Raw genomic sequence first — 22,989 nt, 5'->3', positions numbered from 1 at the left:
CTGCTCCACCGTCGGACCGTGCGCACCCGGTCGGTCCTGTGGCTGGTGGCGGGGGCCCTGGTCCTCGTCGCCGTCCTCGGGCTGGGCTGGGTGGCGCTGCGGCCGGCCGCCGGTGACCCCGGCCCCGAGCCGGCCCCGATCACCGTCCCGCTGCCCTCCGTCGTCCCGACGCCGGAGCCCACGCCCACGGTCGAGCCGCCCCCGCCGGACACCCCGGTGACCCCCACCGACGTCGTCCCGCCCCCGCCGGTGGACGACGACGGCGACGACGACGGCGGCGACGATGACGACGACGGGGACACCGACGACGCCGACGACGTTGACGACGACGGTGAGGACTGAGCGCAGCAGCCGGGGCCGGCGACGGTGGGCGCCCCGTGCTGCCCGCACCCGGATCATCGGCTGGGTCCTGCTGCTGGTGCTGCTCTCCCTGGCCACGGTCACCCTGCTGACCTGGCGGATCCTGGTGCGGGAGACCGACGAGCGGATGGCGGCGTCGCTGCGGGCCGAGGTGACCGAGTTCCGGGCCCTGGTCGACACCGGCCTCGACCCGCGCACCGGGCAGCCCTTCGCCTCGGTGGCCGACGTGCTGCAGACGGTGATCAGCTACAACCAGGCCCGGCCGAACGAGAAGTTCCTCGGCTACGTCGAGGGCGTGTACCGCTTCCAGAGCCGCATCGAGGCGCCGGTGCTGCTGTCCCAGGACGCCGCGTTCACCGGGCTGGTCGGCTCGGTCACCGACGTCCGGTCGGGCAGCTACGCCTCCGGGGCCGGCGAGGTGCTGTACGTCGCCGTCCCGGTGGCGCTGACCGGCAGCCCGGAGACCGGCGTCGTCGTCGCGGCGTTCTTCGCCGACGCCGAACGCCAGCCCGCCGACGAGACCGCCCGCCTCATGCTGCTGGTCGGCCTGCTGACCTCCCTGGCCGCCGCGGGCGGCGCCTGGGTGGTGGCGGGCCGGATCCTGCGGCCGGTCGCCGATGTCGCCGCCACCGCGCAGGGGATCACCGAGACCGACCTGTCCGGCCGGATCGACGTGCCCGACGGGCCCGGGGACGAGCTCGCCGACCTGTCCCGCTCGGTGAACGCGATGCTGGACCGGGTCGAGACCGGGGTCGCCGCCCAGCGCCGGTTCGTCGACGACGCCGGGCACGAGCTGCGGACGCCGATCACCATCGTGCGCGGCCACCTCGAGGTGCTCGACCCCACCGACCCGGCCGACGTGCGCGAGACCGTGGCGCTGGTCGACGACGAGCTGGACCGGATGAACCGGATCGTCTCGGACCTGCTGCTGCTGGCCAAGGCCGAGCAGCCGGCCTTCGTGCAGCCCCGTCCGGTCGACGTCGCCGCGCTCACCACCGAGGTGGTGTCCAAGGTCGGCGGGCTGGGCGACCGGCAGTGGGTGCTCGAGCACGTCGCCGACCTCGACGCCGTGCTCGACCCGCAACGGGTCACCCAGGCCGTCGTGGCGCTGGCCGACAACGCGGTGCACGTGACGTCACCCGGCGACCGGATCGGCATCGGCAGCCGGCTCATCGGAGACGAACTGCGCTTCTGGGTCGCCGACAGCGGCCCCGGCGTCGCCGTCGAGGACCGGGAGCGGGTGTTCGAGCGCTTCGGCCGCGGGCAGGCCGGTGCCCGGCGCACCGACGGCGCGGGGCTGGGGCTGTCGATCGTCAGCGCGATCGCGGTCGCGCACGGCGGCCGGGTCGCCCTGGACTCCGTCCCCGGCCACGGCGCCACCTTCACCCTCGTGCTGCCCGCGCAGCTGGCCCCGCCGTCCCCCGACACCACCGTCGACGAGTCGACGGCGACCGCCGACGTCCCCGAACCTGTTGGAGACCACCCGTGAGCCGTGTGCTGATCGCCGAGGACGAACCGCGCATCGCGTCGTTCGTGGAGAAGGGCCTCAAGGCCAACGGGTTCACCGTGACCGTGGTCGGGGACGGGCTCGCCGCCCGGGACGCCGCCCGCAGCGGCGAGCACGACCTGATGGTGCTCGACATCGGGCTGCCGGTGCTCGACGGGTTCGCCGTCCTCCGGGCGCTGCGGGCCGAGCGCTGCACCATCCCGGTCATCGTGCTCACCGCGCGGGACTCCGTCACCGACACCGTCGCGGGCCTGGAGGGCGGGGCCGACGACTACATGCCCAAGCCGTTCCGGTTCGAGGAGCTGCTGGCCCGGGTGCGGCTGCGGCTGGCCCCGCGCGGGCAGGATGCCGAGCTGACCGTGCTCACCGTCGGCGACCTGTCGCTGGACCTGCGCACCCGCCGCGCTCACGTCGCCGGCCGGACCGTGGACCTCTCCGCCCGGGAGTTCGCGCTCACCGAGACGTTCCTGCGCCACCCCGGCCAGGTGCTGGCCCGCGAGCAGCTGCTCTCGCACGTCTGGGGCTACGACTTCGACCCCGGCTCCAACGTCGTCGACGTCTACGTGCGCTACCTGCGCAAGAAGCTGGGTGCCGCCCGCATCGAGACCGTCCGGGGGATGGGCTACCGCCTGGCGGCGTGATCCGCCCCGACCTCCGGCAGGGGAAGCCCTGCACCCACCTCCGGGACTCGCGAGGGGGTGCAGGGCTTCCCCTGCCTGGGGTGGACGGTCAGGCGTCGGGGGTGTCGTCCGGGGAGTCGACGTCGTCCGGGGTGGCGTCCGGGGTCGCGTCGTCCGGCGTCGCGGTGTCGGGGGTCGCGTCGTCCGGCGTGGTGTCGTCCGGGGTCGCGGTGTCGGGGGTGGCGTCGTCCGGGGTGGTGTCGGGGGTGCCGTCGCCGTCGGTGTCCACGGCGGTGACGGAGCTGGTGGGGGCGGGCGTCGTGTCGTCGTCGGCGACCGCGACGCCGGCGCCGGCGATGCCGAGACCGGTGAGGGCGACGCCGAAGGTGACGGTCTTCCAGGTGGCGGGACGGTTCACGGTGAGCTCCTCGGGTGGGGGTCCTTCGCTGTCAGGGACCACTCTCGGTGCGCCGGGTGAGGCCTCCGGGAGAGCGCGATGAGCGCTCTCTCATCCCCCGGCGAGCACCTGCTCGGCCAGCGCGAGCCGGGCCTCGGTGCGCCGCGGCCAGCCCGCCAGCTGCACCCGGAACGGCCCGGTGGCCAGGCCCAGCACCACCGCCGACACCCGGGCGGCCAGCTGCCCGGCGGGCCAGGGGAGGGCGGCGGCCACGGCACGGCGGACGTCGTCCCGACCCAGGACGACGAGGTGCCCGAGCAGCGTGGCCCAGTCGTCGATCCGGTGTCCGGCACCGGCGCCGTCCACGTCGAGCAGACCGGAGACCGCGCCGTCGGCGAGCAGCAGCTGGGCCTCGTAGAAGTCCCCGTGCACCGGGACGAGCGGGTGGTCCCCGGGGTCGACGGCGGCCAGCGCCACGGTCAGCCGGTCGAGCCGGGGCCGCAGGTGCGGGGTGACCAGGCCGAGGACGGCGCCGTGCCCCGCGGCACGGTCCAGCGGGGTGCGCACCCGGGGGAGCGTGGCCAGCGACGCGGGCAACGCGTCGAGCACGCCGTCCAGGGCCGGGACGAGGGCGGGGAGGTCGTCCAGGAGGTCCCTGAGCGGGGTGCCGGGGAGCGCGGGCAGCACCAGCACGCCGTCGTCGGTGCGGGCCAGCACCGGCGGGGCGGGGACGGCGCCGACCAGGAGGTCGTGCCGGCCGGCGAGCCCGGCGACCGCCGCGGGGGGCACCACCTTGAGGAACCAGCATCCGCCCGGGGCGACCACCTCGACCACGGCGCGGCGGCCGGGCCGGTAGGCCCGCAGCCGCAGCACGGCCTCCTCGGCCGGGACGCCCAGGGCGGGGAGCCGCCGGCGGACGGCAGCCGCCGAGGTGGCCCAGGCCAGTGCCGGGAGGGCGGGGTCCAGCGGCCAGCGCCAGAGCCCGACGTGCACCGTGCCCCCGTCGACCTCCCCGGCCAGGACCGCGGCGCCGTCGGGGATCCGGCTGCCGGTGACCGCGGCCAGGGTGTCCCGGGTGGGGGTGCCGGCGGCGTCGACCAGGGCCGCGGCGTACTGCACGGTGGCGGCGCCGTCGGCGCGCAGCGACACCGAGGTGGCCCGCAGCGAGCGCAGCGTGGCGCCGGTGGGGGCCAGCGCCGCCGACCACAGGTCGACCGCGGCGTCCCCGAGCAGCAGCTGCAGCGAGCGGGGCCAGCGGTCGGTGAGCACCGGGCCGGCGGCGGGCACGAGGAGCGGAGTGGTCACCCACCGACCCTGGGCGAGCCCGGTGACGGGCCGGTGAGCGGTGGATGAGCTAGTTCTCATGCGCACGGCGTCGGTTACGGTTCGCGCCATGCTGCTGTCCGACCGCGACATCACCGCGGCCCTGGCCGACGGCCGCCTGGGCATCGAGCCCCACGACGCGGGACTGGTGCAGCCCTCCAGCATCGACGTCCGGCTGGACCGGTTCTTCCGGGTGTTCAACAACGCCCGGTACACCCACATCGACCCCGCCCAGCAGCAGGACGACCTGACCACGCTGGTCGAGCCGGCGGCCGGTGAGCCCTTCGTGCTGCACCCGGGGGAGTTCGTGCTCGGCTCGACGCTGGAGGTCGTGACGCTGCCCGACGACCTGGCGGCGCGGCTGGAGGGGAAGAGCTCCCTGGGCCGGCTCGGCCTGCTCACCCACTCCACGGCTGGCTTCGTCGACCCGGGGTTCTCCGGCTCGATCACCCTGGAGCTGTCGAACGTGGCGAACCTGCCGATCACGCTGTGGCCGGGGATGAAGATCGGCCAGCTGTGCCTGTTCACGCTGTCTAGCCCGTCCGAGCACCCCTACGGCAGCTCGGTCTACGGCTCGCGCTACCAGGACCAGCGGGGGCCGACGCCGTCCCGCTCGTACCGCAACTTCTCCATCACGGACACCAGCGTCCGCGACTCATCAGCGGGGCTCCACCACGACCGGGGACTCCACGCCGGCCGCCTCGACCTCGACGTCCTCGCGGGTGTCGGGGTCCGCGCGCAGCTCGGGCACCTCGTCGTCCACCTGCCGGTCGGCGCAGACCAGCCAACCGGTGACGAACAGCCCGGCGACCCCGAGGTAGACCAGCACGAACATGCCGGTGTACCCGCCGGTGAGCCCGCGCAGCAGGCCCACCAGCAGCGGGCCGACGGCGGCGATCGCGTAGCCCCAGCCCTGCACCACGGTGGACAGCGCGTTCACCGTCTCCGGCGTCCGGGCCCGCAACCCGAGCAGCGACAGCACCATCGCGAACGTGCCCATCCCGATGCCGAGCATCGACATCCACAGCCAGGTCAGGGTGAGCGGGGAGAGCAGCAGCCCGGTCCAGCCGACCAGGTAGCAGGCCATGAAGCCGACCAGCATGGGGCGCTGCCAGGACTGCCGGACCGCCCCCGAGGGCACCAGCGCGTTCAGCGGGATGACGATCAGCGCGTTCACGCCCACCAGCACCCCTGCCGCTGCGGCCGACATGCCCTCGTCGCGCAGGTACTGCGCCGTCCAGCCCACGATCACGTAGGCCTGCATGGCCTGCAGCCCGAAGAACACCGCGAGCTGCCAGGCCAGCGACGAGCGCACCAGCACCCGCAGGCGGACGGCGCCGCGGGGCGTGCCGGTCGCCGCGGTCCGCCGCGGCACCAGCAGCCACGGGACGACGGCGAGGACGGCGAACACCGCCCAGACCCCGAGCGCCCAACGCCACCCGTCGGCACCCACGGACTCGGCGATCGGCGCTGTCGAGACGCTGGCCACGGCGCCGCCGATCGCCATCGTGGTGCTGTAGGCGCCGACCAGCAGCCCGGTGCGGTGCGGGAACCAGTGCTTGACGATGCCCGGCAGCAGCACGTTGCCCAGCGCCCCGCCGACCATGGTGGCCACGGTGCCCAGCAGGAACAGCCAGAACGACGGCGCCGCGGCCCGGCCGAGCACGCCCAGGGCCATCACCAGCAGGGCGGCGGCCAGCACGTGCCCGTCGCGGAACCGGGCGGCCAGCGGCGGTCCGGCGAACCCGATCACCGCGAAGCACAGCAGCGGCATGGTGGTGATCAGCCCGGCGGCACCGGAGGAGATGCCCAGGCCGGCCTCGATCTCCTGCAGCACCGGGCCGACGCCGTTGACCGCCGTCCGCAGGTTGAACCCGGTCAGCACGATGGCCACCGCGACGAGCACCAGCCCCCGTCGGGGGATTCCGGCGGGGGCTGGTGCTGTGCTGCTCACGAGAGGCCATGTTCCACCCGGGGCCGCGGCGCCGGGTGGCGGGGTCAGCTGCGGGAGAAGGCGGCGTCGAAGGAGGCCGTGGGTGGGTCGAAGGCCAGGTTGCGCACGAAGGCCAGCGCCTCCGGGGCACCCACCAGCCGGTCCATCCCGGCGTCCTCCCACTCGACCGAGATCGGGCCGGCGTAGCCGATGGTGTTGAGCATCCGGAAGCACGCCTCCCACGGGACGTCGCCGTGCCCGGTGGAGACGAAGTCCCAGCCGCGGCGGGGATCGGCCCAGGGCAGGTGCGACCCCATCCGGCCGTTGCGGCCGTTGCCGACCTGCTTCTTCGCGTCCTTGCAGTCCACGTGGTAGATCCGGTCCTTGAAGTCCCAGAGGAAGCCGACCGGGTCCAGGTCCTGCCAGACGAAGTGGCTGGGGTCCCAGTTCAGCCCGAAGGCCTCCCGGTGGCCGATGGCCTCCAGCGTCCGGACCGTCGTCCAGTAGTCGTAGGCGATCTCCGAGGGGTGCACCTCGTGGGCGAACCGGACGCCGGCGGCGTCGAACTCGTCGAGCACCGGGTTCCAGCGGTCGGCGAAGTCCTGGTACCCGGCGTCGATCATGGACTCGGGCACCGGGGGGAACATCGCCACGGTCTTCCAGATGGAGGACCCGGTGAACCCCACGACGGTCCGGACGCCGAGCGCGGACGCAGCGTGTGCGGTGGCCTTCATCTCCTCGGCGGCCCGGCGGCGGACGCCCTCGGGGTCGCCGTCGCCCCACACCCGCGGGTCGACCATGTTCGCGTGCCGCTCGTCGATCGGGTCGTCGCAGACCGCCTGGCCGTTGAGGTGGTTGCTGATCGCGAACACCGACAGCCCGTGCTGCTCGAGCAGGTCCTTCTTCCCGCGCAGGTAGGCGTCGTCCTCGGTGGCCCGCACGACGTCGAGGTGGTCGCCCCAGCAGGCGATCTCCAGTCCGTCGTAGCCCCAGCCCGACGCCAGCCGGCAGACCTCGGTGAAGGGCAGGTCGGCCCACTGGCCGGTGAACAGGGTGACGGGGCGGGGCATCAGGAGCTCCTCGGTGAGCAGGGGACGGGGGTCCAGACGGAGCGGTCGGCGGCACTGCGCTGGACGGCGTCCAGCACCCGCTGCACGGCCAGCCCGTCGGCGAAGGACGGCGTGGGCTGCTCGCCGGCCGCCAGGGCACCGACCAGGTCGACGACCTGGTGGGTGAACGCGTGCTCGTAGCCCAGCCCGTGCCCGGCCGGCCACCACGCGCCGACGTAGGGGTGCCCGGGCTCGGTGACGACGATCCGTCGGAAGCCGGCGGTCTCGTCGGGGTCGGCGCCGTCGAAGAACTCCAGGACGTTCATGTCCTCGAAGTCGAAGGCCAGGCTGCCGAGTGACCCGTTGACCTCGATCCGGATCGCGTTCTTGCGACCCAGGGCGAAGCGGGTGGCCTCGAAGGTGGCGAGTCCGCCGCCGGAGAACCGGGCCAGGAACACCGCGGCGTCGTCGACGGTGACCGAGCCGGTGCCCTCCCCGGCCGTGCCGGACAGCGACCCGGCCGCGGCGGGCAGCGGACGCTCCTTGACGAAGGTCTCCAGCGCCGCGCTCACCCCGGTGACCTGCTCGCCGGTGATGTGCTGGGTCAGGTCGACCACGTGCGCGCCGATGTCGCCCAGCGCGCCGGAGCCGGCCTTGTCGGCCTCCAGCCGCCAGGACATCGGGGCGGCGGGGTCGGCGATCCAGTCCTGCAGGTAGGCCGCGCGGACGTGCCGCACCTCCCCGATCCGGCCCTCGGCGACGAGCCGGCGGGCCAGGGCGATCGCGGGGACGCGGCGGTAGGTGAACCCGACCATGGCCCGGACGCCGCGCTCGGCGGCCCGGTCGGCGGCGGCCACCATGGCCTCGGCCTCGGCGACGGAGTTGGCCAGCGGCTTCTCGCACAGCACGTGCTTGCCGGCCTCGAGGGCGGCGATGGCGATCTCGGCGTGGGTGTCGCCGGGGGTGCAGACGTCGACCAGGTCGACGTCCGGGCGCTGCACGGCGTCCTGCCAGTCGGTGCTGGTGGCCGCCCAGCCCAGGCGGTCCGCGGCGGCCGCGGTGCGGGCGGCGTCCCGGCCGACCAGCAGGGCCGTCTCGGGGTGCAGCGGCAGGTCGAAGAAGTGGGGGGCGGTGCGCCAGGCCTGCGAGTGGGCGGCGCCCATGAAGGCGTGCCCGATCATCGCGACGCGCAGGGGGGTGCTCATCTCGAGTCCTCTCGGAGGGGGGAGGTGGGGTGCGCGGGCGTGACCCGCGCACCCCACCGCTGGGTCAGGACTCGAACGCGCTGTCGATGTACTGGTCGACGTTGTCGGCGGTCACGACCGGGGCCGACAGGGTGATCTGCCGGGGCACCTCGACGTCGATGAGGTCCGAGAGCGCCTTGCCCTGGGCGATGAGCCGGGCCAGCCGGACGCCGTCCGCGGCCTGGCTGGCCGGGTAGATGACGGTGGCCTGCAGGACCGAGTCGCCGGCCTCGATGGAGCGCATGGCGTTGGCCGAGCCGGCGCCGCCGACCATGAAGAACTCGTCGCGGCCGGCGTTGGTGATCGCGGCCAGCACGCCGATGCCCTGGTCGTCGTCGTGGTTCCAGAGGGCGTCGATCTGCGGGGCGGCCTGCAGCAGGTTCGCCGTGACCTCCTCGCCGGACTCCACGGTGAACTCCGCGGCGACCCGGTTGTCGACGTCCAGGCCGCAGTCGGCGAGGGCGTCGGAGAAGCCCTGGCTGCGCTCCTGGGTCAGCGGGAGGGAGTCGATCCCGGCCACCTCGGCGACGACGGCGTCGGGCTGGTCGCCCAGCTGCGAGCAGACGTAGGCACCGGCGGAGACGCCCATGCCGTAGTTGTCGCCCAGGATCGTCACGCGGGCGGCATCCGGGTCGTCGAACTCGCGGTCGACGTTGATCACCGGGATGCCGGCCTGCATGGCCTCCAGCGCGATCGGGGTGAGCGCGGCGCCGTCGAAGGGCAGCAGCACGATCGCGTCGACGCCGTCGTTGATGAACGTCTCGACCTGGGCGATCTGCGCGGACACGTCGTTGGTGCCCTCGGCGACGACGAGGTCGACGTCCTCGTAGCCGTCGGCCTCGGCGCGGGCGGCCGCGGTGATCTGGGCCATCCAGCCGTGGTCGGCCGCGGGGGCGGAGAAGCCGATGGTGACGGTGTCACCGGTGTCGTCGTTGGAGCTGGCGGCGTTGTTGCCGCCCCCGCCGGAGCCGGTGGCCTCGGGGGTGTTGCCGGTGCAGCCGGTGACCATGACGCCGGCGCCGAGCAGGGCGACGGTGCTGGTCAGCAGGCGACGGTGCCGTGCGGACATGGGTTCTCCTCGGGAGGGTGGGTGGTGCCGGGGTGGGGCTGGGGAGGGGAGGTCAGGGGGCGGGGACGCCGGGGCTGGCCCCCGCGGGGGCGCCCTCGGCGGCGGTGGGCGGGAGCGCCTTCGACGAGCGCCGCTGCCGGCGGCCGGCCGCGACCCGCTGCTGGAGCAGCACGGCGGCGACGATGATCACGCCCTTGGCGACGGCCTGGGCGGAGCTGGAGAGGTTGTTCAGCGTGAAGACGTTGCTGAGCGTGGTGAAGATCAGCACGCCCAGGACGGTGCCGACGATGGTGCCGCGGCCTCCGACGAGGAGCGTGCCGCCGATGACGACGGCGGCGATCGCGTCCAGCTCCAGCAGCGTGCCGTGGGTCGAGCTGCCGGTCGTCGTGCGGGCCATGAGCATGACCGCGGCCAGGCCGCAGGTGACCCCGGAGAGCACGTAGAGGGCGACCGTGTGCCGCTGCACCCGGATGCCGGCCAGCCGGGCCGCCTCGGCGTTGCCGCCGACGGCGAAGGTGCGGCGGCCGAAGGTGGTGCGGTTGAGCAGCACCCACCCGGCGACGGCGACCAGCGCGAACATCCAGACCAGGGTCGGGACGCCCAGCGGGCTGCCGGAGAAGAACCGGAGGAAGTCCTGGTCCTGGACGATCTGGGTGCGCCGGTTGGCGATGATCTCGGCGAGACCGCGGGCGGCGGCCAGCATGGCCAGCGTGGCGATGAAGGCCACGAGCTTGCCGTAGGCGATGACCACCCCGTTGACCAGCCCGGCGATCGCGCCGACGAGCACGGCGGCGCCGACCATCAGGATCCAGTGCGTGTCGGCGGCCATCGCCTGCGTGGACAGCGTGGTGGCCCAGATCGAGGCCAGCGCGACCAGCGCGCCGACGGAGAGGTCGATGCCGCCGCCGATGATCACGAACGTCATGCCGATGCTGACGACGCCGACGACCGCGGCCAGCCGCAGGATCGTCAGCACGTTGTCGGTGCTGGCGAAGCGGTCGCCGGCGGTGATGATGCCGACGATGCAGAGCAGGGCGAAGGCGACCACCAGCCCCAGGTTGCGGCCCACCGGACCGGCCAGCAGGCCGGCCGACGAGGACGTCGTCCGTGGGCTGGCGCCGGTCGGGGTCTCCGGAGCGGCGACGGGTGTGCGGGTGTCCTCGGTCATGCCACGTGTCCCTCGGTCAGGGTGGTGTTCGGGTGGGTGGTGCCCTGCATGACCAGGTCGAGGACCCGGTGTTCGTCCAGGGCGGTGGCGGGTTCGTCGGCCAGCACGTGGCCGTCGGCGAGCACCAGCACGCGGTCGGCGAGACCGAGCACCTCGGGGATCTCGCTGGACACGACGACCACGGCGACGCCGCGGTCGGCCAGGGCCCGGATCAGGCCGTAGATCTCGGCACGGGCGCCGACGTCGACGCCGCGGGTGGGCTCGTCGAGCAGCAGCACCCGGCACTCGCGCAGCAGCCAGCGGGCCAGCACGACCTTCTGCTGGTTGCCGCCGGACAGGGTGCGCACCTCGCGGTCGACGTCCACCGGCCGCAGGTCCAGCGCCTCGGTCTGCTCGCGGGCCGCGGTGCGCTCGGCGGCTGCGGAGAGGAACCCGCCGCGGGAGAACCGGGCCAGGCTGGAGAGGGTGATGTTGCGGTAGATCGGCTCGCCGAGCAGCAGGGCCTGGCTCTTGCGCTCCTCGGGGGCCAGCCCGACCCCGGCGCCGACGGCCGCGGCGACGTCCCCGGCGCGCAGCCGCTTCCCGCCCACCCGGACCTCGCCGCTGCTGGGCCGGCGGGCGCCGTAGACGGCCTCGAGGATCTCCGAGCGTCCGGACCCGACGAGCCCGGCCAGGCCGAGGACCTCGCCGGGGGCGACGGTGAAGGAGACGCCCTCGAAGCGGCCGGGCACCGAGAGGTCGGTGACCTCCAGCAGCGGCTCCCCGCCGGGGGCGAGGGCGCGGCGCTCGGGGAAGACGTACTCGATGTCCCGGCCGGTCATCAGCGTGATCACGTCGCGGGTCGAGGTGTCCCGGGCCGGGAGGCCGGTGGCCACGGTCCGGCCGTCCTTGATCACGGTGATCCGGTCGCCGATCTGGCGGATCTCCTCCAGGCGGTGGGAGATGTAGACGACCGCGACGCCGTCGGCGGTGAGGTCCCGGACGACGTCGAAGAGCCGGTCCACCTCCTCGCCGTCGAGCACCGCCGAGGGCTCGTCCATCACGATCAGCCGCGCGTCCTGGCTCAGTGCCCGGGCGATGCTCACCATCTGCTGGGAGGCCGCGGACAGCTGGCCGACCTCGGTGCCGGGACGGATCTCCGGGTGCCCGAGCCGGGTGAGCAGCTCGGTCGTGGCGGCCCGCTGGGCGGCCGGGCGGCTGAGGCCGAACCGGGAGCGCTCGCGACCGAGGAAGACGTTGTCGGCGACCGACAGCCCCGCGACGAGGTCGAGCTCCTGGTAGATGGTGGCGATGCCCAGGCTCAACGCGGCCTGCGGGTCGGCGAGCCGGGTCTCCTCGCCACGCCACCGGATGACGCCCTCGTCGGGCTGGTGCGCCCCGGCGAGGACCTTGATCAGGGTGGACTTGCCGGCGCCGTTCTGGCCGAGCAGGCAGTGCACCTCACCGGCCCGGACGTCGAGGTCCACGCCGCCGAGCGCACGGACACCGGGGAACGTCTTGACGATCCCCTCGACCTGCAGCAGGGGAGCGGACCCGCCGGACGCGGGGTCGACCTGGGCCACGGTGCCACCTCTCGACTCCACTTGTGCTCACCAATGAGCACAAGTGTGTGCAGGCGTGAACCTATGGGGTGGCGCAGAGCACGGTCAAGCAGCTCGGGCGTCGTTATCGAAACGACACCGACTCCTGGGTTTCAGGAGGTGGCGGCGTCCAGCACGTCGCGGACCGAGTCCTCGTCCAGCCAGCCCTCGATGGCCATCAGCGCGGCCCCGACCCGCCCGGACATCTCCGGTGCCTGGCTGACGCTGATGTCCAGCGTGCGCGCGGCCAGCGGCATCGACCGGCCGTAGACGGCCTCCCGGATGCCGGCCAGCAGCGGGAGCCCGGCCTGGGCCACGCCGCCGGTGACCACGATCCGGTGCGGGTTGAAGAAGTTGACCAGGGCGGCCAGCACCGTGCCGATCGTCCGGCCGGTGCCACGCACCAGTTCCAGCGCGGGACCGTCCCCGTGCCGGGCGAGCTCGACGACGTCCCGGGTGGTGGAGACGGCCATCCCCGCAGCCAGCGCGTCCCGCAGCAGCGAGGCGCCGCCGGCCAGGGCCTCGAGGCAGTTCACGTTCCCGCAGCGGCACAGCACCGTGCGACCGTCGGCGACCGGGACGTGGATGTGCCCGATGTCCCCGGCGCTGCCCTGCGCCCCCCGGTACACCCGGCCCTCGACCACCACCCCGCACCCGATGCCGGTGCCCACCTTGACCACGAGGACGTCCTGGTCGGAGCCGCCGACGCCCATCTCGCCCAGCGCCATCACGTTCACGTCGTTGTCCACGAACACCGGACAGTCGTAGGCGGCGAACGCGTCGGGGATCGGGTGGTCGTGCCAGCCCGGCATGATCGGCGGGTGCGAGGGCCGTCCGGTGGAGAACTCCACCGGACCGGGCACGCCCACCCCCACCGCGCGGACGTCGTCCGGACCCAGCCCTGCCTCGGCCAGTGCGGCCCGGCACAGGCGGTCGACCTCGGCGAGCACCGGGACGGGCCCGTCGGAGATGTCGATCGGGTGCCCCAGGGTGGCGAGCACCCGGGCGGACAGGTCGGTGACCGCGACGTCGACGCTGGTCACCCCGAGGTCGACGGCCAGCACGCAGCCGGCCCCGCTGTTGAACTCCAGGATCGTGGGGGGCCGGCCTCCGGTGCTCCACCCGCGGCCGACCTCGGCGAGCAGGTTCGCCGCGATCAGCTGGTCCACCCGGCCGCTGACGGTGTTGCGGGCGGCCCCGGTCAGCGCCACCAGCTCGGCGCGGCTGCGGGCCCGGCCGGTGCGCACGTGGTGCAACAACGCCCCGGGCGAGGCTGACGAGTGCGCCACGCGGGCCATCGTGGCACGTCCAGGCCGTGGGCCCGTGTCGGCGACCCCCGTCAGAGGGGGTCGCGCACCAGCCGCGGCACCGCGCGCGGCACCCGGCGCCACACCGCCTTGAGCACCAGCAGGGTGAGGACCGCGGCGAGCAGGATGCCGACCACGTTGATGCCCAGCTGCAGCACCGAGCGGCCGGCGTCGGCCCAGTCGCCGAACGCCACGCCGAGGCTGAAGGCCGCCACCGCCGGCACGGTGGTGACCGAGATGAACACCCCGACCAGGCTGGCGGACTTCGAGCTGGTCAGGGCCAGCATCCCGGCCACCCCGGCGATGAACGCGACGGGGAAGGACCAGCGGTCGGGTCGGGTGATGAACCCGGTGGCCGGGCGTTCGGCGAGCAGGTCACCGACGTCGGCCCAGCCCAGCCCGCGCAGCGCCAGGCAGAAGCCGATGGTGAGCACCGTCGCGATCGCGAAGCCCACGGTCAGCGAGCGGACCGAGTGCTGGATGACCGCCCGGTGCCGGTGCACCAGGCCCAGCGCGATGCCCGCCAGCGGGCTGAACTCCGGGCCCATCACCATGCCGCCGATCAGCAGCACCGCCGAGTCGGTGACGATCGCCAGCGCGGCCAGCAGCGTGGCGATGGTCAGGAAGGCGCAGAAGGTCAGGGTGAGCCGGGACTCCTCGTCGGCGGTCTGCACGACCTGGTCCCAGACCACGGCGTCGGCACCGTCGCCGGGGGCGTCCCGGACCGACCGGTCGGTGGTCTCGGACAACGAGGTGTCGATCGACTCGATCGCGATGCCGCCGTCGCGCTCCACGCCGTGTCGCTGCAGCTCGTCGACCAGCTCGTCCACCGACTCCCGGGCCACGTCGCACATCACCAGGTCGCCGTCGGGACGGCGGACGACGCCGGGCAGGTGCACCAGGTGGGTCACCCCCACGTGGGCGCCGAGGACGGCGAGGACCTCACCGCACCGGTCGGCGGGCACGGTGAGGCGCAGGTGGAGGAGCACGGGGAGTGTTGTACCCCGTCAGCTCCTCAGCGGGTCCCCGACACCTGGACGGTGACCCGGGCGACGGTCGTCGTCGTCCCGTCGGCCGCCAGCTCGAGGAGCGCGAGGTCGTGCGGGCCGTCGCCGGCCGGTGCGGCCAGCGCCAGGCTGGGGGACAGGCACTGCGCCAGCTCCAGGGACGGGCCGGCGTCGGTCTCGGTGTAGGAGACCGTGGACCCTGCGTCCCCGCGCACCGGCTCGCCGTCGACGGTGACCACGTAGGCGGTGCCGTCGGCGCCGGTGAGCCGGTAGTAGAAGGTCTGCCCCGCGGTGAGCTCGCTGGAGGACACCCCGATGGCCGGGGCGTCGCAGGACGCGGTCAGCGGCACCTCGTCCTCGCCGCGGGCACCGGCGAACCCGAGCACCGCCAGCACCACGACGGCCACGGCCAGCCAGGCCCAGTGGTTGCCCCGCCGGATCGTCGGCCGGTCGTCGGCGAGCACCCGCTCGTCGTTGACGTCCCGGGCGTAGTGCATCGCCGACCGCCGGTTGCCGGCGGCCAGCTCGGGGTCCTCGCGCCCGCGCACCCCGCCGAAGATGAAGCTCACGGCCCCAGTGTCCCCCGGACGCACGAGGGCCCCGGGAGCGTGTGCTCCCAGGGCCCGGTCGTGCGGGACTGCTACTCGGCCGGGGCCGAGCCCGGGCCGGACTGGCCCTGCTGGGTCTCACCGTGCTCGGTGCCCTGCGGGGCGGTGCCCCGGTCGCCGGGGCCCTCGGACCCCGGGGTGGGCCCGGACTCCGCACCCGCGGCGGCCGCGCCGACCGGGGCCATGGCGCGCAGCAGGATCTGGCTGACGTCGAGGACCTCGACGTGCTCGGCCGCCTCGCCCTTCTCCTTCTTGCTGTTCACCGCGTCGCTGAGCATCGTGATGCAGAACGGGCAGGCGGTGGAGATGACGTCGGGCTCGAGCTCGAGGGCCTCCTCGGTGCGGTTCATGTTGATCCGCGAGCCGATCTTCTCCTCCATCCACATGCGGGCGCCGCCGGCCCCGCAGCAGAAGCCGCGGTCCTTGCAACGGTGCATCTCCTGGGTGCGCAGGCCCTGCACGCTGTCCAGGATCTCCCGCGGCGGGGTGTAGACCTTGTTGTGCCGGCCCAGGAAGCAGGGGTCGTGGTAGGTCACCTTGCGGTCGATCGGGGTGACCGGCACGAGCCGGCCCTCTTCGACGAGCTGGCCCAGCAGCTGGGTGTGGTGCACGACGTCGTAGTCGCCGCCGAGCTGCGGGTACTCCTTGTTGATCGAGTTGAAGCAGTGCGGGCAGGTCGCCACGATCTTGCGGCGCCCCTCGCTGCGGCCCTCGAAGACGGTGTTCAGCGTCTCGACGTTCTCCGCGGCCAGCTGCTGGAAGACGAACTCGTTGCCCATCCGGCGGGCCGGGTCACCGGTGCAGGTCTCGCCCGAGCCCAGCACGGCGAACTCCACGCCCGCGGTGTGCAGCAGCTCGGCGACGGCCTTGGTGACCTTCTTGGCCCGGTCGTCGATGGCCCCGGCGCAGCCGACCCAGAACAGGTACTCGACGTCGTCGTCGATCGCCCCGTCGACCTGACGGACCTCGAAGTCCATGTCCTTCATCCACTCGTCCCGGGTGGCCGGGCTGACGCCCCACGGGTTGCCGCGGTTCTCCAGGTTGCGCAGCATCACGCCGGCCTCGGAGGGGAAGCTGGACTCGATCAGGGTCTGGTAGCGCCGCATGTCCATGATGTGGTCGACGTGCTCGATGTCGACCGGGCACTGCTCGACGCAGGCACCGCAGCTGGTGCAGCTCCAGAGGACGTCGGGGTCGATGACCCCGCCCTCCTCCAGCGTGCCCACCAGCGGCCGCTCGGCCTGGGCGTCGTTGGTGCCCTCGATCCGGGCGAAGCCGGAGTACCAGGTCTGCTCGGCCGACGGGGCCTCGGGCGTCATCGTTGACTCGCCGCCGTCGGACCCGCCCTTGCCGTCGCCGACCGTGCGGGCGCCGACCAGGTAGGGGGCCTTGGCGTAGAGGTGGTCCCGCAGGTCCATCACCAGCATCTTCGGCGACAGCGGCTTGCCGGTGTTCCAGGCCGGGCACTGGCTCTGGCACCGCCCGCACTCGGTGCAGGTGGTGAAGTCCAGCATCCCCTTCCAGGTGAAGTCCTCGATCTTGCCGCGGCCGAAGGTGGCGTCCTCGTCGGGGTCCTCGAAGTCGATCGGCACCCCGCCGGAGGTCATCGGCTGCAGGGCGCCCAGGGCGACCGCGCCATCGTCCTCGCGCTTGAAGTAGATGTTGAAGAACGCGCTGAACCGGTGCCAGGCCACGCCCATCGTCAGGTTGCGGGCGATCACGATCAGCCAGACGAGGCTGACCACGATCTTGACGAAGGCGATGACGCTGACCAGGTCGGCGTTGTCCGGGAAGAGGTTCGACAGCGCGGAGCTGACCGGGTGCGACCAGCCGGGGGCGTCGTCGATGCCCGAGGCGATCTTGGCGGCGCGGATCGACAGGATGCAGATGCCGATGACCAGGACGACGGCCTCGACGAAGTAGCCCCGGCCCTCGTTGGACCCGGTGAAGCGGCCGTTGCGGCCGGTGCGGCGCGGGTGGTCCTTCTGCCGGATCACGATCAGCACCAGGATGCCGAGCACGGTGCCCAGGCCGATCACGTCGACGAACAGGTTCCACACGCCCCAGTTCCCGATGAGCGGGAGGTGGAACGTGGGGGAGAAGACCTCGCCGAAGGCCTCGACCAGGGTGAGGAACAGCCCGTAGAAGCCGACCATCACGAACCAGTGCGCCGCACCGATCGTGGACCACTTGAGCATCCGGGTGTGGCCCAGGGACTCCACGGCGAGGTTCTTCAACCGGGGGCCCACGGGGCCGAACCGGGTGCCGTCGGGCTGGCCGGTCTTGATGACCGCCAGCATCTTCCGCACGGCCTGCGTCGCGAGCACCACCGCGACGACGAGGAGCAGCACGCACAACGTGCCCAGGACGATCTGCAACGGGCCCACGAGAATCCCTCTCCCCGTGCGTCGAGCGACCACGGTGACTCCCGTCGCACGATAGCCGAGGGCACCGACGGTCCGTACTGGCCAGTAGTCCACACCGGCGTTGACCGCCCGGCACCCCCGCCCGGGGGTCGGGGACGTTGCCGGGTGTCGGACCCGCGTGTCAGCCTGTCGCCGCCGTCGGAGTCGCTGGCCCCAGCGACCGCGGCCGGCCAGGGGTGGGTGACCGTGCAGGGAGAGGTGCGTCGCCGGGTCTACCTGGCCATCGCGGTCGTGGGTCTGGTCGGGTGCGCCTGGCAGGTGGGCACCGGGGCGGGCACGACCGTCGAGACCCGGTTCAGCTTCCCGCTGCTGGCGGTCTTCCTGCTCTCCGCCGTGGCGGTCCTGCTCTTCCGCCCCGCGCGCATCCGCTACGTCGAGCTGGGCGGCTACCTGACCGTCGCGGTGGTCTGGCTGACCACGATGGCCGTCCAGCTGGGCACGATCGCCGACGACGACGCGGCCTACGCCTCCCTCTACCCGGGGGTCTTCGCCAACCTGTGCCTGCTCATCCTGCTGGCCTACCTGTGGTTCGACACCCGCTGGGCGCTGCCGGCCTCGCTGATCGGACCGGTCGCGGCCCTGGTGATCGGACTGGTCCGGTTCCTCCCGTCGCAGAGCTCGCGCGACCTCGCCGCGGAGTTCGTCGGCGCGCTGGGCTACGTGGTGGTGCTGTCGATGCTGGCCTTCCTCATGGCCCGCAGCAAGGAGGCCCTCGCCGTCACCCGGGCCGAGGCGGCCCGACTGCGCGAGCTCGCCGACACCGACGTGCTCACCGGCCTGCCCAACCGACGCAGCCTGGTCGACCGGCTGCAGCTGGCGGTGCACGGCCGCCGCGACGACGGACCGACCGTGGTGGTGCTGTTCGACCTCGACAGGTTCAAGGCGGTCAACGACCGGTACGGCCACGACGTCGGGGACCTGGTGCTCCAGGAGGTCGCCGTGGTCGCCGCCGCCGCGCTGCGGCCCGACGCCGTCGTCGGTCGGTGGGGCGGGGAGGAGTTCCTGGTCCTGGTCCCGCGGGCCGACCTCGCCGCGGGGTCGGCGATCGCCGAGCGGCTGCGCGCGGACATCGCCGCCCACGCCTTCCCGGGCGGGCTGTCGATGACGGCCAGCTTCGGGGTCAGCGTGGTCACCGACGCCGACTCGGTCGAGGCGGTCGTGCTGCGCGCCGACCGGCTGCTCTACGTGGCCAAGGAGAACGGGCGGGACGCCGTGGTGAGCCGCCTCCCGGTGCCCCGGGCCGGCGCGGACGACCTGTCCGACCCCTCACCGGCCCGCTGACCTCCCCGGGAACACCGCACGGGGGTCTGCCGTTAGGGTGGGCAGGAAAGTTGAGCGGCCTCGGCGCAAGGCGTGTGTACGACACCGCCGGCCCGGGCACGTGACACCCACCGGACCCGCACCACACCTGACACCGCACGAGAAGGGCCAAGACACCCATGGCACGAGCAGTCGGCATCGACCTCGGCACCACCAACTCCGTCGTCGCCGTCCTCGAGGGTGGCGAGCCGACGGTCATCGCCAACTCCGAGGGCTCCCGCACGACCCCCTCGGTCGTGGCCTTCGCCAAGAACGGCGAGGTCCTCACCGGGCAGTCGGCGAAGAACCAGGCGGTCACCAACGTCGACCGCACCATCCGCAGCGTCAAGCGCGAGATGGGCACGACCTGGAAGACCGACGCGATCGACGGCAAGCAGTACACCCCGCAGGAGATCAGCGCCCGGGTGCTGCAGAAGCTCAAGCGCGACGCCGAGACCTACCTGGGCGAGCCGGTGACCGACGCGGTCATCACCGTCCCGGCCTACTTCGAGGACGCCCAGCGCCAGGCCACCAAGGAGGCCGGTGAGATCGCCGGCCTGAACGTCCTGCGCATCGTCAACGAGCCCACCGCGGCCGCGCTGGCCTACGGCCTGGACAAGGGCGAGACCGAGCAGACCATCCTGGTGTTCGACCTCGGTGGTGGCACGTTCGACGTCAGCCTGCTGGAGATCGGCGACGGCGTCATCGAGGTCAAGGCCACCGCCGGCGACAACCGCCTCGGTGGCGACGACTGGGACCAGAAGGTCATGGACCACCTGGTCAAGACCTTCAACGCCGCCAACGGCATCGACCTGTCCAAGGACAAGCTGGCCATGCAGCGCCTGCGCGAGGCCGCCGAGAAGGCCAAGATCGAGCTGTCGGGCGCGCAGTCGACCAACGTCAACCTGCCCTACATCACCGCCGGCGCCGACGGCCCGCTCCACCTGGACGTCACGCTCACCCGCGCGGAGTTCCAGCGGCTGACCCAGGACCTGCTGGACCGGGCCAAGGCCCCGTTCAACCAGGCCGTGCGTGACGCCGGGATCCCGGTCAGCGCGATCGACCACGTCGTCCTCGTGGGTGGCTCCACCCGGATGCCGGCCGTCTCGGACCTGGTCCGCGAGCTCACCGGGGGCAAGGAGCCCAACAAGGGCGTCAACCCCGACGAGGTCGTCGCCGTCGGTGCCGCACTGCAGGCCGGTGTGCTCCGCGGCGAGGTCAAGGACGTGCTGCTCCTCGACGTCACCCCGCTGTCCCTGGGCATCGAGACCAAGGGCGGGATCATGACCAAGCTCATCGAGCGCAACACCACGATCCCGACCAAGCGCTCGGAGATCTTCACGACCGCCGACGACAACCAGCCCTCGGTGCAGATCCAGGTCTTCCAGGGCGAGCGCGAGATGGCCGCCTACAACAAGAAGCTCGGCATGTTCGAGCTGACCGGTCTTCCCCCGGCGCCCCGCGGTGTCCCGCAGGTCGAGGTCGCCTTCGACATCGACGCCAACGGCATCGTCCACGTCCACGCCAAGGACCTGGGCACCGGCAAGGAGCAGTCGATGACCATCACCGGTGGCTCGGCCCTGCCCAAGGACGACATCGCCCGGATGATGGCCGACGCCGAGGCCCACGCCGAGGAGGACAAGAAGCGCCGCGACGAGGCCGAGACCCGCAACCTGGCCGAGTCCCTCCAGTACCAGACCGAGAAGTTCCTGGCGGAGAACGGCGACAAGATCCCCGAGGACAAGAAGGAGGAGCTCGGTGCGGCACTGACCGACCTGCGCTCCGCCCTCGGTGGCTCCGACCACCAGGCGATCAAGTCCGCCCAGGAGAACGTCGCCCGCATCTCCCAGGAGGTCGGTGGCGCGCTCTACGCCCAGCAGGCGGAGAACGCCGCCGCCGAGGGCCAGCCCGGCGCTGCCGGTGCGGCCGGCGCGACCGGCGGCTCGGACTCGACCCCGGCCGACGACGACGTCGTCGACGCCGAGATCGTGGACGAGGACACCGACAAGAAGTGACCGACCAGGCCGGGGTGCCGGTCGACGCGTCCGAGCAGGACGCGTCGGCCGGCACCCCCGGACCCGTCGCCGGGTCACCAGCAGGGCAGGCACCACCGGCCACCCCAGGGGAGCAGATGAGCGAGCAGACCGGATCGACCCCCGAGGTCGACCAGCCCGATGCCACCACCGGCGAGGCGGTGAGCGGCGAGGTCACCGACCTCCCGTCCACCGAGGAGCCGCAGGACGAGACCGCCCGGCAGCTGGCCGAGCGGACCGAGGACCTGCAGCGCGTCAGCGCGGAGTACGCGAACTACCGGCGGCGGGTCGACCGCGACCGGGTCGTGGTCGTCGACCAGGCGGCCGAGCGGTTCGCCGGCCAGCTGATCCCGGTCGTCGACGACATCGAGCGGGCCCGCGAGCACGGCGACCTCACCGGCGCCTTCAAGGTCGTGGCCGACCGGGTCCTCGGCCTCCTCGACGGGCTCGGGGTGACCACCTTCGGCACCCCGGGCGACCCGTTCGACCCGGCCCTGCACGAGGCGGTCCTGCACGACACCTCCCCCGACGTCGCGGTCCCCACCGCGACCACGGTGCTGCGCCCGGGCTTCCGGCGCGGTGAGCGGGTGCTGCGCACGGCGATGGTCGGGGTCTCCGACCCCGAGAGCCCCGCCGCAGCGGCCCCGACGGCCGAGCCGGAGCAGGGCGAGCAGCCCACCGGCTGAGCCCGGCCCCGGTGTCCGGGACGGCCTCGCGCCGTCCCGGACACCCACCGGTGCAGACGCACCGGCACCAGACACCGCCCGCCGCGCGCGGGCAGACCGAGCAGGAGGGGGGCGCCCGATGAGCACCCGGGACTTCATCGAGAAGGACTACTACGCCGCGCTGGGCGTCGCCAAGGACGCCGATCCGGCCGCGATCAAGAAGGCCTACCGGGCGCTGGCCCGCGACCTCCACCCGGACAAGAACCCGGGCAACGACGCCGCCGAGGCCCGGTTCAAGGAGGTCTCCGAGGCCTACGACGTGCTCTCGGACCCCACCCGCCGCAGCGAGTACGACGAGGCACGCCGGTTGTTCGGCTCCGGCGGCTTCCGCGCCGGGGGCGGCTCCGGCGGCGGCTTCTCCGGCTCCGGGTTCCCCGGGGCCGGCCAGGGCGGTCAGGCCTTCGACCTCGGTGACCTGTTCGGTCAGGCCGGCGGCTCCCGTGGGAACGCCGGCGGGGCCGGTGGGCTCGGCGACATCTTCGGCGGGCTGTTCGGCGGGGGCGGGGCCCCCGGTGGCACCCGCAGCCGGCAGCAGGCCGCGTCCGGACCCGCGCGCGGGCAGGACGTGGAGACCGAGGCGACGCTGGCCTTCGACGAGGCCGTGCTCGGGGTGACCGTCCCGCTGCGGATGCAGAGCCCGGGCTCCTGTCCGACCTGTCACGGTTCCGGCGCCAAGCCCGGCACCAGCCCGCACGCCTGCCCGGTGTGCCACGGGGCCGGTGTCACCAGCCGCAGCCAGGGCGCGTTCGCCTTCTCCGAGCCCTGCCGGCAGTGCCGGGGCAGCGGCTCGGTCGTCGACGACCCGTGCAGCACCTGCAAGGGCAGCGGGATCACCGACCAGACCCGCACCATCACCGTCCGGATCCCCGCCGGGGTGAAGGACGGCCAGCGCATCCGGCTGGCCGGCAAGGGCGCCCCCGGCCGCCGTGGCGGCCCGGCCGGTGACCTGTTCGTCGTCGTGCACGTCAGCGGAAGCGACCTCTTCGGGCGCAAGGGCAACGACCTCACCCTCGAGGTGCCGGTCACCTTCGCCGAGGCGACGCTCGGCACCACCCTCACCGTGCCGACCCTGGACACCAACGTGTCGCTGCGGGTCCCCCCGGGCACCGCGAGCGGCCGCACCTTCCGGGTGCGCGGTCGCGGCGTGCAGACCAAGGGGGTGGCCGGTGACCTGCTGGTCACCGTCGTCGTCACCGTGCCCGACACGCTCAGCCCGGCGGCCCGGGAGGCCGTCGAGGCCCTGGCCACCGAGCTCCACGAGGACCCCCGCCCGCACGTGACCGCGGCGGTCCGGGGTGGGAGCGGGTCGTGAGCGGGTGGGTCCGGTGAGCGAC

19 protein-coding genes and 1 pseudogene are annotated in these 22,989 nt (G+C 73.4%); 8 read left to right on the top strand and 12 right to left on the bottom strand.

Going from position 1 to position 22,989, the window contains the following annotated elements; genetic code table 11:
- Positions 1 to 18 precede the first annotated feature (18 nt).
- Genes F1C76_07285 through F1C76_07275 form a run of 3 tightly spaced genes read left to right on the top strand, consistent with a single transcriptional unit; the run spans position 19 to position 2,508 of the window.
- Positions 19 to 342: a hypothetical protein gene (locus F1C76_07285; GenBank protein QNG36418.1), complete on the top strand. Its 324-nt coding sequence runs from the start codon at positions 19 to 21 to the stop codon at positions 340 to 342.
- Complete coding sequence (locus tag F1C76_07280; GenBank protein ID QNG36417.1) at positions 284 to 1,849, top strand: HAMP domain-containing histidine kinase; 1,566 nt, start codon at positions 284 to 286, stop codon at positions 1,847 to 1,849. The genes F1C76_07285 and F1C76_07280 overlap by 59 nt, the downstream gene beginning before the upstream one ends.
- On the top strand, positions 1,846 to 2,508 hold the full coding sequence (locus F1C76_07275; protein ID QNG36416.1) for a response regulator transcription factor: 663 nt from the start codon (positions 1,846 to 1,848) through the stop codon (positions 2,506 to 2,508). Before F1C76_07280 ends, F1C76_07275 begins: the two co-directional genes overlap by 4 nt.
- Positions 2,509 to 2,596: 88 nt before the next feature.
- Here F1C76_07275 and F1C76_07270 read toward each other — a convergent pair whose 3' ends face one another.
- Together F1C76_07270 and F1C76_07265 are read right to left on the bottom strand one after the other, a co-directional pair.
- Complete coding sequence (locus tag F1C76_07270) at positions 2,597 to 2,905, bottom strand: hypothetical protein (GenBank protein ID QNG36415.1); 309 nt, start codon at positions 2,903 to 2,905, stop codon at positions 2,597 to 2,599.
- A 90-nt stretch (positions 2,906 to 2,995) separates the two neighbouring features.
- Positions 2,996 to 4,189, bottom strand: a complete 1,194-nt coding sequence (locus F1C76_07265; protein ID QNG36414.1) for a phosphotransferase — start codon at positions 4,187 to 4,189, stop codon at positions 2,996 to 2,998.
- A gap of 88 nt (positions 4,190 to 4,277) precedes the next feature.
- Here F1C76_07265 and F1C76_07260 point away from each other — a divergent pair.
- Positions 4,278 to 4,847, top strand: a pseudogene (locus F1C76_07260) (dCTP deaminase).
- Positions 4,848 to 4,865: 18 nt separating this feature from the next.
- Here F1C76_07260 and F1C76_07255 read toward each other — a convergent pair.
- The 10 genes from F1C76_07255 to F1C76_07210 form a co-directional block, all read right to left on the bottom strand.
- Positions 4,866 to 6,131: an MFS transporter gene (locus F1C76_07255; protein ID QNG39075.1), complete on the bottom strand. Its 1,266-nt coding sequence runs from the start codon at positions 6,129 to 6,131 to the stop codon at positions 4,866 to 4,868.
- A gap of 74 nt (positions 6,132 to 6,205) precedes the next feature.
- Positions 6,206 to 7,210 (bottom strand): sugar phosphate isomerase/epimerase, encoded by a 1,005-nt coding sequence (locus F1C76_07250; protein ID QNG36413.1) that lies wholly within the window; start codon positions 7,208 to 7,210, stop codon positions 6,206 to 6,208.
- Entirely contained in the window at positions 7,210 to 8,394 is a 1,185-nt protein-coding gene (locus tag F1C76_07245) for a Gfo/Idh/MocA family oxidoreductase (GenBank protein ID QNG36412.1), read from the bottom strand. The genes F1C76_07250 and F1C76_07245 overlap by 1 nt, the downstream gene beginning before the upstream one ends.
- A gap of 64 nt (positions 8,395 to 8,458) precedes the next feature.
- Positions 8,459 to 9,502 carry a substrate-binding domain-containing protein gene (locus F1C76_07240; GenBank protein QNG36411.1) on the bottom strand — a complete coding sequence of 348 codons (1,044 nt, stop codon included), beginning with the start codon at positions 9,500 to 9,502 and terminating at the stop codon, positions 8,459 to 8,461.
- Positions 9,503 to 9,554: 52 nt separating this feature from the next.
- Complete coding sequence (locus F1C76_07235; GenBank protein QNG36410.1) at positions 9,555 to 10,670, bottom strand: ABC transporter permease; 1,116 nt, start codon at positions 10,668 to 10,670, stop codon at positions 9,555 to 9,557.
- Positions 10,667 to 12,232, bottom strand: a complete 1,566-nt coding sequence (locus tag F1C76_07230; protein ID QNG36409.1) for a sugar ABC transporter ATP-binding protein — start codon at positions 12,230 to 12,232, stop codon at positions 10,667 to 10,669. The genes F1C76_07235 and F1C76_07230 overlap by 4 nt, the downstream gene beginning before the upstream one ends.
- Before the next feature lie 131 nt (positions 12,233 to 12,363).
- Positions 12,364 to 13,548: an ROK family protein gene (locus F1C76_07225; protein ID QNG36408.1), complete on the bottom strand. Its 1,185-nt coding sequence runs from the start codon at positions 13,546 to 13,548 to the stop codon at positions 12,364 to 12,366.
- 41 nt (positions 13,549 to 13,589) lie between these two features.
- Positions 13,590 to 14,546, bottom strand: a complete 957-nt coding sequence (locus F1C76_07220; protein ID QNG36407.1) for a DUF389 domain-containing protein — start codon at positions 14,544 to 14,546, stop codon at positions 13,590 to 13,592.
- 26 nt (positions 14,547 to 14,572) lie between these two features.
- The gene (locus F1C76_07215) at positions 14,573 to 15,133 is read right to left on the bottom strand and encodes a hypothetical protein (protein ID QNG36406.1); all 561 of its coding nucleotides are present in this window, start codon (positions 15,131 to 15,133) and stop codon (positions 14,573 to 14,575) included.
- A gap of 71 nt (positions 15,134 to 15,204) precedes the next feature.
- A complete protein-coding gene (locus F1C76_07210) occupies positions 15,205 to 17,559 on the bottom strand; it encodes a (Fe-S)-binding protein (GenBank protein QNG36405.1) in 2,355 nt (784 codons plus the stop codon).
- 144 nt (positions 17,560 to 17,703) lie between these two features.
- Between F1C76_07210 and F1C76_07205 the strand changes: the two genes are divergently transcribed.
- The 4 genes from F1C76_07205 to dnaJ all read left to right on the top strand — a co-directional run bounded on the left by F1C76_07205 (position 17,704) and on the right by dnaJ (position 22,967).
- Positions 17,704 to 18,879 carry a GGDEF domain-containing protein gene (locus tag F1C76_07205; protein QNG36404.1) on the top strand — a complete coding sequence of 392 codons (1,176 nt, stop codon included), beginning with the start codon at positions 17,704 to 17,706 and terminating at the stop codon, positions 18,877 to 18,879.
- Positions 18,880 to 19,037: 158 nt separating this feature from the next.
- Positions 19,038 to 20,912, top strand: coding sequence for a molecular chaperone DnaK (dnaK, locus tag F1C76_07200; GenBank protein ID QNG36403.1), 1,875 nt, complete (start codon positions 19,038 to 19,040; stop codon positions 20,910 to 20,912).
- A gap of 116 nt (positions 20,913 to 21,028) precedes the next feature.
- Positions 21,029 to 21,616, top strand: coding sequence for a nucleotide exchange factor GrpE (grpE, locus tag F1C76_07195; protein ID QNG39074.1), 588 nt, complete (start codon positions 21,029 to 21,031; stop codon positions 21,614 to 21,616).
- Between the two features lie 118 nt (positions 21,617 to 21,734).
- The gene (dnaJ, locus tag F1C76_07190) at positions 21,735 to 22,967 is read left to right on the top strand and encodes a molecular chaperone DnaJ (GenBank protein QNG36402.1); all 1,233 of its coding nucleotides are present in this window, start codon (positions 21,735 to 21,737) and stop codon (positions 22,965 to 22,967) included.
- The last annotated feature ends 22 nt before the right edge of the window (positions 22,968 to 22,989 follow it).

The organism is Geodermatophilaceae bacterium NBWT11, from assembly GCA_014218215.1.
Taxonomy (GTDB): Bacteria; Actinomycetota; Actinomycetes; order Mycobacteriales; family Geodermatophilaceae; genus Klenkia.
This window is presented reverse-complemented; position numbering and strand designations above follow the sequence as displayed.

Excerpts from the sequence above, each read along its gene's own strand:
- F1C76_07280 (QNG36417.1), top strand. The coding sequence starts at position 284 with ATGACGACGACGGGGACACCGACGACGCCGACGACGTTGACGACGACG.
- F1C76_07250 (QNG36413.1), bottom strand. The coding sequence starts at position 7,210 with ATGCCCCGCCCCGTCACCCTGTTCACCGGCCAGTGGGCCGACCTGCCC.
- F1C76_07245 (QNG36412.1), bottom strand. The coding sequence starts at position 8,394 with ATGAGCACCCCCCTGCGCGTCGCGATGATCGGGCACGCCTTCATGGGC.
- F1C76_07240 (QNG36411.1), bottom strand. The coding sequence starts at position 9,502 with ATGTCCGCACGGCACCGTCGCCTGCTGACCAGCACCGTCGCCCTGCTC.
- F1C76_07235 (QNG36410.1), bottom strand. The coding sequence starts at position 10,670 with ATGACCGAGGACACCCGCACACCCGTCGCCGCTCCGGAGACCCCGACC.
- F1C76_07225 (QNG36408.1), bottom strand. The coding sequence starts at position 13,548 with ATGGCCCGCGTGGCGCACTCGTCAGCCTCGCCCGGGGCGTTGTTGCAC.
- dnaK (QNG36403.1), top strand. The coding sequence starts at position 19,038 with ATGGCACGAGCAGTCGGCATCGACCTCGGCACCACCAACTCCGTCGTC.
- grpE (QNG39074.1), top strand. The coding sequence starts at position 21,029 with ATGAGCGAGCAGACCGGATCGACCCCCGAGGTCGACCAGCCCGATGCC.
- dnaJ (QNG36402.1), top strand. The coding sequence starts at position 21,735 with ATGAGCACCCGGGACTTCATCGAGAAGGACTACTACGCCGCGCTGGGC.